Source organism: Cytobacillus sp. IB215316, assembly GCF_033963865.1.
GTDB lineage: Bacteria > Bacillota > Bacilli > Bacillales > SM2101 > Nanhaiella > Nanhaiella sioensis.
In genome coordinates this window covers 286,292-301,953 of record NZ_JAXBMC010000001.1, presented here as the reverse complement: position 1 = coordinate 301,953, position 15,662 = coordinate 286,292, and the positions used below count along the sequence as shown (strand labels likewise).

Below are 15,662 nucleotides of genomic sequence, written 5' to 3'. Positions count from 1 at the left end.
TGTAAAGGTGTCTTTTGCCTTTACTTTTTTGCTGAAGTGACCTCGAGGGGATAGGCGCTATAGCTAGACAGTTTGAAAAGCGGAAGGTGCTTGCTCATCGGCGACAGCTAGAAGCAAAAAAATGTAAAGGCGTTCTCTGCCTTTACATTTTTTAGTGAAGTGACCGAGCCGAAAACGTCTGAAGCTAGACAGCTTCAAATGTGGAAAGTGCTTAAGTCTATGATAAGCTGGGACATGGTAGATTATGGCGCCATTTTTTCACTTCGATTGGTGTTTTTATACTCACACATACTTACATTTTTATAGCATATTTTTCACATCTTGTAACTTTTTGAAAAACTATGTCTAAAAAATAATGCATCTTAACTGCTTAAATATGAAAGTATGGATAGCTTCCTAATATGTTTACAGAGCAACCTAGAGCTTCCAGTTCAGCAATTGCACCTGGTATTAGCACATCATCCATTTCTTTTTCTATATCAATAAGAAAAAAATAATTGCCTAGACCGGTCTTCATTGGTCTAGATTCTATTTTTGATAAGTTCAATTTCCTCCATGCAAAAGCTGAGAGGACTTGGTGTAGTGCACCAGATTGATCATCTAATGGCAGAGAGATCATTAAGGTGGTTTTATAACCTGAAACTTTTTTACTAGTATGAAGTTGTTTATTACCTTTATGCAACACGACAAACCTTGTGTGATTATTTTGGTAATCATGAATGTTTTCACGGACGATCGATAATCCATATTCCAATGCAGCTAATTCATTAGCAATCGCAGCTACCTTTTCACCTTTGTGCTCCCTAACATACTTTGCAGCTGCACTAGTAGAAGTAGTGTAGTCATGTGTAACACCTTTTAAATGCTTATGCAAGAATTTATGGCACTGTGCAATAGCGTGAGAGTGTGAAAATACTCGTTCAACAGCTTGCCATTCTTTTTGATGATCTGGATGTACCATTAAATGCTGCTTTATGGGAGCTACTATTTCACCTACTATTGGAACAGTTTGTTCATGAATTAGATAATCAACGGTTAAATTGACAGATCCCTCTAATGCATTTTCTAGAGGTACTACACTTAATTCTACGTCACCATGACTTACTGCGTCGATACACTCTGGTATCGTGTGGAACGGTATTCTTTCTACAGGTGAAAAAAGCTTAGAAACTGCTAGGTCTGTAAATGACGCTTTTGGTCCTAAATAGCCAATTGACAGTACCACAAGTATCCCCTCTCCTATTATATATATAAATTTATATTAAGTAGTCTTTAATGTGTTGTACATATGAAATACGTGTCTATAAGCCCAACTGGTTTTATGCACCTGAACTCAATACTTCAACATTCAAAACAAACTCTAAACGGTTTAGCTTCGAAAGTAATGTATTAATTTCTTCAGTCATTCCAGCTGTATCGAGGGATAAAGTAACATTTGCTTTTCCATGAACAGGTATTGTTTGGTGGATCGTTAATATGTTACATTTTGCTGCCGAAACAAGCTTCAGCAATTGAGATAAAGTACCAGATCTATCCTCTAGATGAAAGAACAGAGTTATAATTTTCTCCTTTACAATTGTATTAAAGGGGAAAACAGCATCACGATATTTATAAAACACACTTCGGCTAACATCAACCTTTTGAACAGCATCTGCAACAGATTTTGCCTTTTTTCGTTCAATTAGTTCTTTCGCCTCGAGTACTTTTTTCATTGACTCTGGCAGTGCATCTTCTCGAACTAAATAAAACTTATCTCCCACTTTGCCCCAAGCCCCCCTCAATTTATATTTTTCTAAAGTCCTCAAAGGTTTCAAAGCGGTTAGATTTATAAATTGATCATATCATTTATTTAGATTTAATCTATAAATTCAAACTCGAATTCAAGTATCTTAACAAGGTCTCCATCCTTTGCTCCCTGTTGGCGTAGTGCATCGTCAATCCCCATACCTCGTAGCTGACGAGAAAAACGTCGTACAGATTCATCTCTAGAGAAATCAGTCATTTTAAATAATTTTTCTACATTATTACCATATACTACAAACGAACCATCACTTTCACGCGATATTTGGAAGTTAGGTGTTTCTTTAATATGTTTATACAGAACGCTTTGACTTTCTTCTTGATCATCACTTTCATCATATAAAAGAAACTCTGGTGTTTTTTCAACCAAATCAGCAATTTCAAACAATAGGTCACGCAAGCCTTGTCTTGTTACTGCAGATACAGGAAAAATTTTCACATCGTCACTCATAAGCTTGTCTTTAAACTGCTGTAAGTTTTCTTCTGCATCAGGCATATCCATTTTATTTGCAACGATGATTTGTGGTCGTTCTGTTAAACGTAAGTTATATTCACGTAATTCTTCATTAATGACCTGATAATCATCAAATGGATCTCGGCCTTCCATACCAGACATATCTATAACATGAACAATTACTTTTGTTCTTTCAATGTGACGTAAAAATTGATGACCTAGTCCAACACCTTGATGTGCACCTTCAATAAGCCCTGGTAAATCTGCCATCACAAAGCTACGACTATCTTCAGTCTCTACCACACCTAAATTTGGAACAATCGTTGTGAAATGGTATTCAGCTATTTTTGGCTTCGCTGCAGAAACTGTTGAAAGCAATGTTGACTTACCAACGCTTGGAAAACCTACTAATCCTACATCAGCTAGTACTTTCAACTCCATCGTAACATAGCGTTCTTGACCTGGTTCACCATTTTCAGCAATTTCTGGTGCAGGATTGGCAGGTGTTGCAAAACGTATATTCCCTCTTCCGCCACGTCCACCTTTCGCAATGACAGCGCTTTGCTCATGGATTGTTAAATCAGCTAATACCTCTTTGGTATCATCGTCGAGTACAACAGTTCCTGGAGGCACTTTAACAACTAGTGAATCAGCGTTTTTACCGTGCATACTCTTTGACATTCCGTGTTCTCCACGGGATGCTTTAAAATGTCTTTTGTAGCGGAAATCCATCAAAGTTCTTAGACCCTCATCTACCTGAAATATTACGTCAGCACCTTTGCCTCCATCACCACCTGCAGGACCGCCTTTTGGTACATATTTTTCACGTCGAAAGGCGACCATTCCATTTCCACCATCGCCACCTTTAACATATATTTTGACTTGATCGACAAACATATCTCTTCCTCCGATCTTAGTAATTAAGAAAAGCGCAAGGCGCTGGCCTATCGGCAACATGTATAACCGTTCAGTCGAAAGGTTGTCATTTACCTTCTGGGCACACCCCGATCTCGGGCAGAAGCACCTGGAGCTAGCATTTAGAAAAGCGGATGCGCCTTATCATCCTCAACATCCACTAAAGTCAATGAAGACGTTTTTTGCCTTCAAGATCGTATGACGAATAGAAGCGAGGAGATTGACGCTAAAGCTATATATTCAAAAAATCTTAGGTCACATCAAAGTAAAGATACTTCTAGCGACATTTCAGTGGTATGTAAATCGTAATCAGTAATAGATATTTGTTCTTCACTATTGTTATTTTTTACCCACAAAGTTATTTTATCTGTTTCTGATATTATGCCACGAAAGTCAAAAAAGAAACGGACATCGTTGTTACGTATATCGATTGAAATATTTAAATGGTGATTTCCATTTGGGTGAACTGAATTTTCTAAAAGCTCTATCAAACTTTTTGTCCAATTTATCATACTTCGATCGTATTTTGATAAATCTTGGACTTCCCCAAGCACCTCATATTCAATGAATACTTTATGGCTTTCCCAATTATAAGTCATTAAATATGCTGCTAAGGAAGGTAATTTTAAGTTAGAAAGCTTGGCTTCATACTCAGCTTCAAACACCATTTCTTCAATAATTTCTTTTACTCTATCAAGGTTATCTAGTTCTATATTTCCTTTTATTAATTGTAGCTTATTCAGCCAATCATGACGCGAGTGTCGCAATAACTCAACGATATCCAACTGTTTTTTCATATTTCCACTCCTAATGACACAAAATAGTGGTTAATATATAAAAATGAAGAAAACTCTAACCATAATGGTTAGAGTTTGTTTAAATGTTACGCTTCTTGAGCAACAGGGTACACACTAACTTGTTTGCGGTCACGACCTAACCGTTCAAAACGTACCACGCCGTCAACTTTTGCGTATAATGTATCATCCCCGCCACGGCCAACGTTGACACCTGGATAAATTTTTGTACCGCGTTGACGATATAAAATTGATCCACCTGTAACTGTTTGACCATCAGCACGTTTAGCACCTAAACGTTTCGAGATTGAATCACGTCCGTTTTTTGTACTACCTACACCTTTTTTAGATGCAAAAAATTGAAGGTCTAATCTTAACATGATATTCACCTCCTATTTGATTTTAATTATTATTGTTTAGTAATTTTGATGTAATCCCCATACTCTTGTTCAATGGATTTCAAAGACACGAGCATTCCTTCAAGCAACAACTGAATTTTATCAGCTACAACTTTGTCAATGTTAGATGGTACTTCACAGTAAAGGTAGCCATCTTGTTGTTGAATGATTGGCTCGGTATTTGTTAATGCATAAATAGCATTAATAGTACCAATTGAAACAGCTGAGGCACCAGCACAAACAATATCTTTACCATGCGCAGCTTGATACGCATGACCACTCATCGTAAATGATTGTATCGTCCCATCATTTGCGCGGTCAATCTTAACATTTATCATAGTACACCTAGATTATGCGTTGATTTTTTCAATAACAATTTTTGTATAAGGTTGACGATGACCTTGCTTTTTACGCACGTTTTTCTTAGGTTTATATTTGAAAATGACAATTTTCTTTTGACGGCCATGTTTTTCAACTTTTGCTGTTACAGTTGCACCAGCTACAGTAGGACTTCCAACTTTAACATTGTCTCCACCTACGAATAAAACCTTATCAAAAGTAACAGTTTCACCATCAGCCACGTTTAGCTTTTCAATATAAAGCTCTTGACCTTCTTCAACTTTAAGTTGTTTTCCACCAGTTTCAATAATTGCGTACATACTTGCACCTCCTTAATAAACTAAGACTCGCCAGTATTCAGGCGTTTCGAAAGCATCGAACACTTATTTATGTACCTGATCTGAGCGGTTGTAGCACGGTGCTACAAACAAACACAAATAAAATGATAGCATAGAAAAATGTTTACTGTCAATAAGTGTTTTCTACTTTCGACTTATTTACTTTTTCAAGAATATCTGCATATGTACCCATTTGCTTTATTTCATAAAATGCGTCTGTTTTCTTAGATGTTGTTGTTAAAAAGATAGATAGCCGTAACATCGTTTCTAACCTAGTAAGATGCTCATCATTATGACCGCAAAATATCTTTTTAATGCTTTCTGTTGTCTCTATCCATATTGCTTCAACATCTGTTTGACGATATTCCATCATTTCACGATCAAGTTTATATGCAATTTCTTCATTTGAAAGCACCCTACCTATACCATCACATTTCTCACAAGATGCTGTTAATTGTATTGGTATACTATCTCGTACTTTTTTACGTGACATTTCTAGAATACCTAAACGTGTATATCCAAAGATGTTAGTTCTTGTCCTATCTTTAGCCATTTCTTTTGTAAGTACATGACTAACTTGTCTTTTATCTTCTTCGGTTTTCATATCAATAAAATCAATTAAAATAATTCCTCCGATATCACGTAATCGAAGTTGTCTTGCTATTTCTATTGCAGCTAACTTATTTATACGTACAATAGTATCACGAATCGCAGATTTCCCTAAATATTTACCAGAATTCACATCAATTACTGTTAATGCTTCTGTTTGCTCAATAATGATATACCCTCCATTATCTAACCAAACAATTTTTTTTAGCAATTTGTCTATTTCATGGTCTATATGGAAAGCAGAAAAAATATTTATTTTATTCGTATACAATGAAACGCTTGGTGTAGCTTCTTTTTTACTACCGTTAAATCTTGTTTTTATTTCCTTATAATAGTTCTGTTCATCTACGATGACTTCTTTAATTGTTGATTGAGGAATTTCTCTAAATATCTTATCAACAAAATGATTACCATGATGTAAAAGATAAGGTGCCTTAGCCATTTGCTGTCTACGTTGAAGTTGCTGAAAACGTTCCTTTAAAAACATTAACTCTTGAATGATAACCTCTTCATCAATCTCTATAGAAGCTGTTCTAAAAATAACTCCTTCATTTTCTTCGCACCAATCTTCACCTAAGCTTTGTAAATAAGTTCGCTTTATATTATCATCAATTTTTTTCGAAACTGCAACATAATTACCAAATGGTAAATATATAACGTAACGACCAGGTACCTCAATGATACCGCTTAACTTCGCACCTTTATTACCGATTTCTTCTTTAATTCCTTGGACGAGTATTGTTTCACCTTGATGGATAAAACTTGATATCGATTTTTGTTGTTTTTCCTTTACTGATAAAGGCGACAAATGATAGCTTAAAAGTTGATCTCGGTGTATAAACCCTTTCTTCTCAGCTCCATAATCTACAAAAGCTGCTTGTATACCAGGATGAACATCAGTAACTCGACCTAGGTAGATATTCCCTACAACCTCATGATTATTAGGTTGCTCAATATGATATTCAACGAGCTTATTATCTTCAACTATCGCCATTCTTTTTTGTAAGCTCGTTGCGTTAATAATCAGTTTTTTTTCCAATATTCAATGCCTCATTTCGTGAACGATCGATATTTTTATATTTTACCGCCACACACAAGATAAGTGCAAGCTCCGACCAATCCAGAGGGTGAATGAAGACTTTTTATCTTGGCTGCTCTACCATTGATTATTGCTTTTCATACTAAGAAATAAATAAGCATAAACTTAAGGACTCGTGGCATCTTTTCTCATTTAAAATGAGGTCAATTGCATAAAATTTATTTATTGCTGTTCTAAATTAATCTCATTAGCAACAAAGTTTCAATGATCATCTTTGCTTTTTTTGCTATTAAAAATAGGCTATAGTACTATAGGTTCAAACGATGATCTTTTCTTCTTTATTCCATGACAAACATTTAAAACATGATTAGGGCAAAAAAAAAAGAATGTTACGAGAACATCGTTAGAAGATTTTAGATGCTAAAAGGCCTTGCGTGCAAAAAAATTCCCATAGATTATAATTAGTACTCATATAGCAAATCACCAATTGGTTGTGTCACTAGCTTTTCAGAAAAATACGCATGTAATAATTCGTTCTCATCTAGAGAAGCATTTTCCTTCTCTCCACGTTGAACAATAATGGAATGTTTATAACCTCTTTGAAACTTTAGTAAAACATGATGAATTTGTTCTACATCATCAACAATTATAGACTTTAACTGCTGAACAGAATCTTGTTTGCCATAATATCTCTCTAGCAAAAATCTCATAAACACATAATGACGTTGGCGCCATTCAATAATGAGAGAGTAAGCTAAGAAGCCAATGATCATCCAAAGATTTAATTGAAACGGATAGATAATTAGAAATAATACGACCATTACAAGAATTAGTATGAACGAGCAGGAGAGTGTCCTCTTATGTGCATTGCTAAAAGGTTGTTTTAAAGATAATATTACAAATAATAATTTCCCCCCATCTAGCGGCCAAATAGGAAGTAAATTTAAAGACAAGATCACTAAATTTTGATTTACAAATAATTGAAAGCTGTCTTCTGACAACAACGACGTAGTGTATAGGAGATAGCCAACTCCCAATAGCCATATATGTTGAAGTGGTCCTGCTAAAATCACAATTAACTCTTGCTTTATTGGTCGGTTCCCATGTTCATCTACCTCAGCTACTCCACCAAAAGGCAACAAAGCAATGCGTTTAATACGCCATGAAAAAAAATGAGCCGCAAGCACATGACCCATTTCGTGAACAAAAACGATAAGAAAGAGCATGATAAGTTCCCTTACATGTCCGGTTATAATGCCGATCCCTATCAAAAACCAAAGCAATGGGTGAATGTATACTTTTGATATCAATACAATGATGTTATTCAAATGAGATCACCTGTATCGGATCAATAAATTCGGTACCTTTTTTAATTGCAAAATAATATGTTCCCTTTGTTTGATCACTATCTTCCATCACATCACCAATCACTTCACCTTTTTCAATAAATTTAAACATTTCAGTTGAGATTGACTGCAAATTTCCATACCACGTTTCTGTTTTATTAGCATGTTGTACGATCACTGTTTTACCAAGACCTTCCTTCTTTCCAGCGAAGGATACCCACCCATCGTCCATCGACTCAACTTCTGTTTTGCTTACTGTCTCAATAACAATACCCTGTCCATCCGTCTCAAAACCTTGTAATACTTTTCCTGATGCAGGGACTGCATACTCAAAATCGGAAAATTCAGTTTTATCCTCTCCTGCAATATTGCGTTCAGGAAGGAGAGCAATCGGTTTTCCGAATATATCTTCATACCATGCTGAGACAGAAGCAAATTGAAATTCTTGCTGAAATGTTCCGGTAACAAAATCCCTACCCGATTTAAATGTATCTGATTCGTTTTTAAACATAATTGCTACAATTAACACTAGACATATAGAAAATAATACTTTAAACATAAATTTTTCTTTTTGAAATAGTGGATGAATATCATTAGATTCATTTTGAAATGAAGAGTTGGGCATTGGTACTTTATGATGTTCATCACGAAACATTTCCGTTGAGGGTTGATCGCGAGGTGGGCGTATCCCTCTATCTTTTTTTCTTTTTGCAATACGTTTTCTAATTTCATCAGCACGATGATGTCCCATTTATCTCACACCATTCCCCTTTAAGAGCATGTTCAAAAAGAGCGAAGAATAACAAGACGGCTTAGCTACGAGCACCGGAATGAAACTACTGCACTGAGAAAAAATTCTGCTGCTTCGTATCAAGGAATTAACTTCTCTGAAACAAATCTCGGAAGAATCGAGGCATCCGTAATGCCATTTACACTACAGCAAATGTATTGGATCCCCACATAAACCCGTAATTTTCTATGGCGCATACGGATTAAGAACACCCTGTTCAAGTTAATTCTACAGTCCTTCTTCCCAAACTTTTTGAACGATCTCTTTAATCAATTGTTTGTACCATTTTATGACTTGTCCGGATTGATTAGAACAAAAAATCCATTAGGAGATGGTGAAAAAAGTCGTTGTAACTATATTTATTTATTTGGATCGTGTGTCTTCTATTCAACCTCATTTAAAATTACTACACAGATAGAAGTGGTCGGCTACAATGTTAGAAACTAAAGGATTTTTTTATTAATTGTTATTTTTCAAACTAGGAGCTAAACACGAATGACACAACCGTTACTGCATGTTCTCTTTTCTAATGATTATCAAGTTCATATAAAACAGCCTAATCACTTCAAATTTTGAAATACAGTTACAATTTTTTGAAAAGAGCCTAAATATATATAATCACTATACAACAAATCATATAATCGAGAGATTGCTAAACTTCCATAATAAGACTGGTGTTTTTGGATCGATTGTTTATTCAAAGTTAGTAGCAAATAAATTTATGAAAAGACCCATAAGAAAAAGACCTCTGATTAAAAGGAAACTAATCAGAAGCCATTATATATACTTGATAGAGGAATGATATAAACCTGCTCTATCCTATTTATACTTTCACGCCAAAGAATTTTTTAATTTTTGAAAACATACCCTTCTCCCCAATGTCTAAAGATTGGAGAGGAACAGATTCGCCTAACACCCTTCGTGCAATATTTCTATAAGCAACACCAGCTATATTCTTTGGATTCATAGCTATCGGCTCACCTTCGTTGGATGCTTTAATTACCTCATCATCGTCTGCTACAATACCGATCAAATCAATTGAAAGATGAGCTACAACATCATCCACGTCTAGCATATCCCCGTCTTTTACCATTTTATTACGTATTCTATTAATTATTAGTTTTGGTGGTTCTATGTCCTCTTCTTTTTCAAGTAAACCTATAATACGATCCGCATCTCGAACAGCTGATTTCTCTGGTGTTGTTACGACAATTGCCTTATTCGCTCCCGCGACAGCATTTCTGTATCCTTGTTCGATCCCTGCGGGGCAATCGATAAGAACATAATCAAAATCCTGTCTAATTTCGGAAACTAGTTTTTTCATTTGATCAGGGGTTACAGCTGTTTTATCACTTGTTTGTGCTGCAGGAAGTAAGTATAAATTATCATCAAACCGCTTATCTTTTACTAAGGCTTGATTAATCTTTGTACAACGACCTTCTACTACATCTACTAAATCAAATATAATTCGATTTTCTAGACCCATTACGACATCTAAATTTCGAAGGCCAATATCTGTATCTACTAAACACACACGTTTTCCTGCTAGCGCTAAAGCGGTTCCTAGATTAGCAGATGTTGTTGTTTTGCCTACTCCACCTTTTCCTGATGTTATGACTATAGCATCTCCCACTGTCACATTCCCCTTTCCAACCGCGTTAATATAGGTCTAATATGAGTTAGCAGTTGTAAACGATCTACTATTATTTTGTTATCATCATTTATATAAGCACATTCCATACCATGTGAACTATCATCATCATATTCCGGTGCTCGGCTAATAATATTACAGATTTTCAATTGTGAAGGTTTCATTACTGATGCAGCAATTACGGATTGTTTATCGTTATTCGCACCCGCATGGGCAACTCCACGCAGAGCACCTAAAACAAAAATATTACCGCCAGCTACAACCTTCCCACCAGGATTCACGTCACCAATAAGTAGTAAATCACCTTGTACATGCAATACTTGTCCTGAACGTATTATTTTACATACAGGAACAACCTCTGTTTCTCGTTTCCACGTTAATGCTTCCTCTTTGGAAATTACATTCCCCTCTATTGAATCTACAACAAGTTGCTTCTTTGAACGAATGAGCACACGAATTTGTTCTTCTTGTTCATTTGTTAGAAAACGATTACCAATCTGCAAATGAACAGCTATGAAAGGACCTTCCTCATCCCCTTGAAATGTTAGCGATAGCTTTTCTTCTAGCTCTTGTAACAAGCTTTGGAATGAGCATGTATCATCGAGATGTAACGTCAATCCTTCTTTCGTTCCTTTTATCGTAACCAATTGTTGTTTATGCTTATTCACGTCGTTCACCTCAATGAATATATATTTCGACAAAGGTTGAATATTTCCTCTAAGATGATTGTCAAAAAATCAGTTAATTAACTTGTTATGTATTTAGCTATGCTAGCCTTTTCTATCATCTTCTGACACTTTTGTTAAGTATCTTTTTAAAGGATAAGAGAAAATAACTAGAAATATACTATTTAACACGATAGTCGGATATAATCGATTCATACTAAAATCATTTATTGACATTTGTGTACTTGTAATTAGGGCATATAGTCCATATACATAATATTCTATGAAAGAAATCATAAAAAGACATATAACTGATACAATAACTAAATTAGATTGGAGAAACTTCATAAGCTTAAAAACTAAGTATGCAGCAACAGGATACGAAAACATATATATTCCAATAACTTCTGTATATACTACATCATATAATAATCCAAATATTGCTGCATATATAATACCGATTAATTTATCACGATAAACTGTAATAAAGATAAACATAATTAACGAAAACCTTGGAACATAAATGAAATCTTTAAAAAACCGTTCAGGTGGAAATATGTCTATGATCGTACTTTCAGCAATAAATAAGAAAGTAGCGAAAAGAGGAAGGTAAAAACGTCGCACTATTCTTCCCCCTCGATATCTACTGGTGTCATAGTCCGTTCTAGTACGATGACGTGATCGATTGCTGAAAAATTCGCTTCTGGTTTAACATACGCTAATTGTAATAACCCAGATTCATCTGGCACTACATCTATTACTTTACCGATTGGCAACCCACTAGGAAAAACGCCACCTAACCCAGATGTAATGACGTCTTGGTCCACCTTCACTTCGACATTCGATGCTTTCTTAAGTTTTAATAATAGTGCCTCACGTTCATCATCATAGCCTTCAATAACACCATCTACATTGCTTTCTTCATCCTCACCTAGAACAACTGCAGCAACCCGATTTATTCGATTTTGATTCGTATCACTTAACAGTTGAATGGTTGATTTAAATTGTGAAGTCTGCTTCACTTTTCCTATTAAGCCTTTTGAGGTAATGACTGCCATATCGACTTTCACACCGTGTTTTTCACCTTTATTTATATATATATTCTGATACCATTGATCAGGATTTCTACCAATAACCGTCGCTTGAATCGGAGTATAATCTGTAAGACTTGTTGTTTTTTCTAATATAGCACTAAGCTCTTCATAATCTTGTTCAAGAATTTGATACTTGTCTTTTAACGCAACGTATTCTTCCAACCTGGCCTTTAACATTTTGTTCTCTTCGTATGTATTCTTTAAGTCATTCACATTTTCAAAGAAGCCCGCAACATATTGTGCGGGCTGATGAACGATGGATTGTACCCAACCAACGGTGTCTTTGATAAACTGTTCTGGCCATGTTACCTGCTCACGGTCTCTTAATGAAAACCCAATCAATGCCACTAAAATAATTACACATATTAATAATATTATTAATCGTTTATTTAAGAAGAATTGTGGCATGATTTGCACCCTCTTAAGTTAATCATATTAATCATTAACTTGGTTTTTGAATAAATGAATGTGATCTAATGCTTTTCCAGTACCTATCGCAACACAATCAAGTGGATTTTCTGCAATAAGAACTGGCATTTTCGTTTCTTCACTAATAACCTTATCTAGATTTCTTAACAACGCGCCTCCACCAGTCAAAACAATTCCTCTATCCATAATATCTGCGGCTAATTCAGGAGGCGTATTTTCTAACGTATTCTTTACTGATTCTACAATAGAAAATACTGTATCACGCATTGCTTGAGTGATTTCGTCTGCAGAAATTTCTATCGTTTTTGGCAACCCTGTAACTAAGTCACGACCTCTTATTTCCATGCCTTCGACATCATCTGATATACTTGCTGATCCAATCTCTACTTTTATTAATTCTGCGGTACGCTCACCAATTAATAAGTTAAACGATTTACGAATATATTGAATGATCGCTTCATCCATCTCATCACCAGCAACACGTATGGATTGCTTAGTAACAATCCCTCCTAAAGAAATTATCGCAACCTCCGTCGTACCTCCACCAATATCGACAACCATGCTACCAGTAGGCTCCCACACCGGTAAATTTGCACCGATAGCTGCTGCAAATGGCTCTTCAATCGTGTATGCTTCACGGGCACCAGCCTGCTTTGTAGCATCCTTAACAGCCCGCTTTTCAACTGCAGTTACACCAGAAGGTATACATACCATAACATTCGGTTTACGCGCAAAAACACTTTTATTTTTCAATGCTTGCTTAATATAATATTTCATCATCGTTGCTGTTGTTTCATAATCTGCAATAACCCCATCCTTCATCGGGCGTCTTGCCACAACATTTCCAGGTGTACGTCCAATCATATTTTTAGCTTCATTACCAACAGCCACTATTTGCTTAGAGTCTTTTTGAAAAGCCACTACTGAAGGTTCCCTCACGAGTATACCTTTTCCTTTTACATACACAACTGTATTTGCTGTTCCTAAATCTATTCCAAGGTCTCTAGTACCAATGCCAAACATTAATTGTATCTTCCTTTCTGCTACGAAATACATATAATTATTGTAGTAAACTTTTGCTTGTCCATTTAAAAGTGATTTGTATAGCCACTTTCAGCAAAAAACTTGCTGTTTTCATATTAATAAATATACAACTAGAGTATGTGCCATCTTCTCTTATTTCATGAGATGACTATCAAGTAGAATAGTCACTAGTTGATCTAATTTGATAACATTATTTACAAAGTTTACGAAAAAGAGTTAGTAAAAAACTCATAAATAATATTATATCGTACCACCGATTAAAATAACAGTGCTACAAATATCCTTTTTCCTTTAAGCTTACGAATTTATTATCACCTATTATAATATGGTCTAATAAGTCGATTCCTATAATCTTACTACACTCTGATAGTCGCTTAGTTACTTCAATATCCTCACGGCTAGGTGCCGGGTCTCCGGACGGATGATTATGTGAACATATGATTGAAGCTGCTGAACGGCGAAAAGCTTCTTTAAACACTTCTCTAGGATGGACAATTGATGCATTTAAGCTACCAATGAAAACTGTTTGCCTATGCATCACTTGATTTTTAGTGTTTAAATACAAAACGACAAAATGTTCTTGTGTAAGAAAACGCATGTCATCCATGACGTAACTTGCAGCGTCTCTAGGTGATTTAATGACATATCTTTCTTCAAATTGCAGTCTTCCAATACGCATGCCTAATTCCACAGAAGCCATAATTTGCACAGCCTTTGCGACACCGATTCCTTTAATTTCTGTAATTTCTTCTATAGAAGCGTCCTTTAATAAACGAAGTCCTTCAAAGTGTGTTAATAGCCGGTTCGATAATTGAAGAACAGATTCATTTTTCGTTCCAGTTCTTAAAATGATTGCTAGAAGTTCATGATTAGAGAGACAATTTGGTCCTTCAGTGATAAGTCGTTCTCTAGGGCGCTCGTCTTTTGGGAAGTCACGTATCATCACTTCGCTTACATTCATATTTCCCCCCCTTAGTATAGAATACGCATTATTATTTAGTTATCTTTGGGTAATAGCCGATTTTTTTCAGCTCGCGAACAGTTCTAGCTACCGGTAAACCTACAACTGAAAAATAATCACCTTTAAGCTCTTTTACTAATAGTGCACCTAATCCCTGTATACCGTAGGATCCCGCTTTATCAAATGGTTCACCACTATCAATATACTCAGTAATTTCTTGTTCAGTTAATTCCCAAAAGGTTACCTCTGTGGATTCAAAAAACGTCTTTTCCAATTGAGGAGAAATGAGTGCTACTCCTGTTAGGACTTGATGCTTGGAACCAGATAGTTTTGTTAGTGTATTAAACGCATCATCTCTATTTTGTGGTTTACCTAGTAATTCACCGTTACTTATAACAATTGTGTCAGCCCCAATTACATATGAATTTGGATTGTAGTTTGAGATATTCTTTGCTTTTTGGTATGCAAGTGACATGACGACATCTTCAGGAGGTAAATGAGCATCAATAATTTCTTCAATATTACTTACAGAGACAGTAAATGGTATGCGAAGGTTTTCTAAAAGTTCTTTTCTACGAGGAGATCCAGAGGCTAAAATGAGGTTATTCATACTATCACCCTTTATTTTATTTCGTACAGTTTGGAAGATACAACAGTATCGTAACAAATTATTGGCTCATAAACAATTCATATTAGTATATTTTAGATCATATTTATTTTTTACCCTTATTTATTACACTAAATTGCTCTAAAACAGTAAAAAATCACTTAATTAGAATCATTATTAAAGGAAAAACGACTGCAGCTGCTCTTAATTACTACGTGCTTTATTCAAGTTTAGATTATGTAAATGAGCATACTTTAAACACTGAAATACAAAGTTAATCTTAAGTAGAATAAATAATGCCCGTGGCTTCAAAAGCTGTTGACAATTAAATTAGGATTTCCTTAATTAGTATAGAAATTAATCTCCACAGTTTTTTAGGTAGGAAATAG

17 protein-coding genes and 1 other annotated feature are annotated in these 15,662 nt (G+C 35.3%); all 17 genes read right to left on the bottom strand.

Annotation, left to right across the window (positions count from 1 at the left end):
- Positions 1-370 precede the first annotated feature (370 nt).
- A complete protein-coding gene (gene pheA, locus SLH48_RS01350; RefSeq protein ID WP_214481685.1) occupies positions 371-1,219 on the bottom strand; it encodes a prephenate dehydratase in 849 nt (282 codons plus the stop codon).
- A gap of 100 nt (positions 1,220-1,319) precedes the next feature.
- Entirely contained in the window at positions 1,320-1,760 is a 441-nt protein-coding gene (locus SLH48_RS01345) for an ACT domain-containing protein (RefSeq protein ID WP_320207762.1), read from the bottom strand.
- A gap of 95 nt (positions 1,761-1,855) precedes the next feature.
- The gene (obgE, locus tag SLH48_RS01340) at positions 1,856-3,151 is read right to left on the bottom strand and encodes a GTPase ObgE (RefSeq protein ID WP_214481686.1); all 1,296 of its coding nucleotides are present in this window, start codon (positions 3,149-3,151) and stop codon (positions 1,856-1,858) included.
- Between the two features lie 278 nt (positions 3,152-3,429).
- Complete coding sequence (locus tag SLH48_RS01335) at positions 3,430-3,966, bottom strand: Spo0B C-terminal domain-containing protein (protein ID WP_320256758.1); 537 nt, start codon at positions 3,964-3,966, stop codon at positions 3,430-3,432.
- An 86-nt stretch (positions 3,967-4,052) separates the two neighbouring features.
- Entirely contained in the window at positions 4,053-4,343 is a 291-nt protein-coding gene (gene rpmA, locus SLH48_RS01330) for a 50S ribosomal protein L27 (RefSeq protein WP_214481457.1), read from the bottom strand.
- 29 nt (positions 4,344-4,372) lie between these two features.
- A complete protein-coding gene (locus SLH48_RS01325; RefSeq protein WP_214481458.1) occupies positions 4,373-4,699 on the bottom strand; it encodes a ribosomal-processing cysteine protease Prp in 327 nt (108 codons plus the stop codon).
- Positions 4,700-4,711: 12 nt separating this feature from the next.
- A complete protein-coding gene (gene rplU / locus SLH48_RS01320; protein WP_214481459.1) occupies positions 4,712-5,020 on the bottom strand; it encodes a 50S ribosomal protein L21 in 309 nt (102 codons plus the stop codon).
- A 13-nt stretch (positions 5,021-5,033) separates the two neighbouring features.
- Positions 5,034-5,120 (bottom strand) — a sequence feature (ribosomal protein L21 leader region).
- Positions 5,121-5,168: 48 nt separating this feature from the next.
- Positions 5,169-6,686 carry an Rne/Rng family ribonuclease gene (locus SLH48_RS01315; RefSeq protein ID WP_320256757.1) on the bottom strand — a complete coding sequence of 506 codons (1,518 nt, stop codon included), beginning with the start codon at positions 6,684-6,686 and terminating at the stop codon, positions 5,169-5,171.
- A gap of 461 nt (positions 6,687-7,147) precedes the next feature.
- Complete coding sequence (locus tag SLH48_RS01310; RefSeq protein WP_320256756.1) at positions 7,148-8,014, bottom strand: M50 family metallopeptidase; 867 nt, start codon at positions 8,012-8,014, stop codon at positions 7,148-7,150.
- On the bottom strand, positions 8,007-8,783 hold the full coding sequence (locus SLH48_RS01305) for a M23 family metallopeptidase (RefSeq protein WP_320256755.1): 777 nt from the start codon (positions 8,781-8,783) through the stop codon (positions 8,007-8,009). The genes SLH48_RS01310 and SLH48_RS01305 overlap by 8 nt, the downstream gene beginning before the upstream one ends.
- Positions 8,784-9,645: 862 nt before the next feature.
- Entirely contained in the window at positions 9,646-10,455 is an 810-nt protein-coding gene (minD, locus tag SLH48_RS01300; RefSeq protein WP_214481463.1) for a septum site-determining protein MinD, read from the bottom strand.
- Between the two features lie 2 nt (positions 10,456-10,457).
- A complete protein-coding gene (minC, locus tag SLH48_RS01295) occupies positions 10,458-11,150 on the bottom strand; it encodes a septum site-determining protein MinC (protein ID WP_320257142.1) in 693 nt (230 codons plus the stop codon).
- 93 nt (positions 11,151-11,243) lie between these two features.
- Positions 11,244-11,762, bottom strand: coding sequence for a rod shape-determining protein MreD (gene mreD / locus SLH48_RS01290; protein WP_320256754.1), 519 nt, complete (start codon positions 11,760-11,762; stop codon positions 11,244-11,246).
- Positions 11,762-12,640, bottom strand: a complete 879-nt coding sequence (gene mreC / locus SLH48_RS01285; protein ID WP_320256753.1) for a rod shape-determining protein MreC — start codon at positions 12,638-12,640, stop codon at positions 11,762-11,764. Before mreC ends, mreD begins: the two co-directional genes overlap by 1 nt.
- A 27-nt stretch (positions 12,641-12,667) precedes the next feature.
- Positions 12,668-13,684: a rod shape-determining protein gene (locus SLH48_RS01280; RefSeq protein WP_214481470.1), complete on the bottom strand. Its 1,017-nt coding sequence runs from the start codon at positions 13,682-13,684 to the stop codon at positions 12,668-12,670.
- Positions 13,685-13,976: 292 nt separating this feature from the next.
- The gene (gene radC, locus SLH48_RS01275; RefSeq protein ID WP_320256752.1) at positions 13,977-14,666 is read right to left on the bottom strand and encodes a RadC family protein; all 690 of its coding nucleotides are present in this window, start codon (positions 14,664-14,666) and stop codon (positions 13,977-13,979) included.
- A gap of 31 nt (positions 14,667-14,697) precedes the next feature.
- Positions 14,698-15,276, bottom strand: a complete 579-nt coding sequence (locus SLH48_RS01270; RefSeq protein WP_320256751.1) for a Maf family protein — start codon at positions 15,274-15,276, stop codon at positions 14,698-14,700.
- Positions 15,277-15,662 lie beyond the last annotated feature (386 nt).

Excerpts from the sequence above, each read along its gene's own strand:
- SLH48_RS01335 (WP_320256758.1), bottom strand. The coding sequence starts at position 3,966 with ATGAAAAAACAGTTGGATATCGTTGAGTTATTGCGACACTCGCGTCAT.
- SLH48_RS01305 (WP_320256755.1), bottom strand. The coding sequence starts at position 8,783 with ATGGGACATCATCGTGCTGATGAAATTAGAAAACGTATTGCAAAAAGA.
- radC (WP_320256752.1), bottom strand. The coding sequence starts at position 14,666 with ATGAATGTAAGCGAAGTGATGATACGTGACTTCCCAAAAGACGAGCGC.
- obgE (WP_214481686.1), bottom strand. The coding sequence starts at position 3,151 with ATGTTTGTCGATCAAGTCAAAATATATGTTAAAGGTGGCGATGGTGGA.
- SLH48_RS01270 (WP_320256751.1), bottom strand. The coding sequence starts at position 15,276 with ATGAATAACCTCATTTTAGCCTCTGGATCTCCTCGTAGAAAAGAACTT.
- rpmA (WP_214481457.1), bottom strand. The coding sequence starts at position 4,343 with ATGTTAAGATTAGACCTTCAATTTTTTGCATCTAAAAAAGGTGTAGGT.
- rplU (WP_214481459.1), bottom strand. The coding sequence starts at position 5,020 with ATGTACGCAATTATTGAAACTGGTGGAAAACAACTTAAAGTTGAAGAA.
- SLH48_RS01325 (WP_214481458.1), bottom strand. The coding sequence starts at position 4,699 with ATGATAAATGTTAAGATTGACCGCGCAAATGATGGGACGATACAATCA.
- mreC (WP_320256753.1), bottom strand. The coding sequence starts at position 12,640 with ATGCCACAATTCTTCTTAAATAAACGATTAATAATATTATTAATATGT.
- SLH48_RS01280 (WP_214481470.1), bottom strand. The coding sequence starts at position 13,684 with ATGTTTGGCATTGGTACTAGAGACCTTGGAATAGATTTAGGAACAGCA.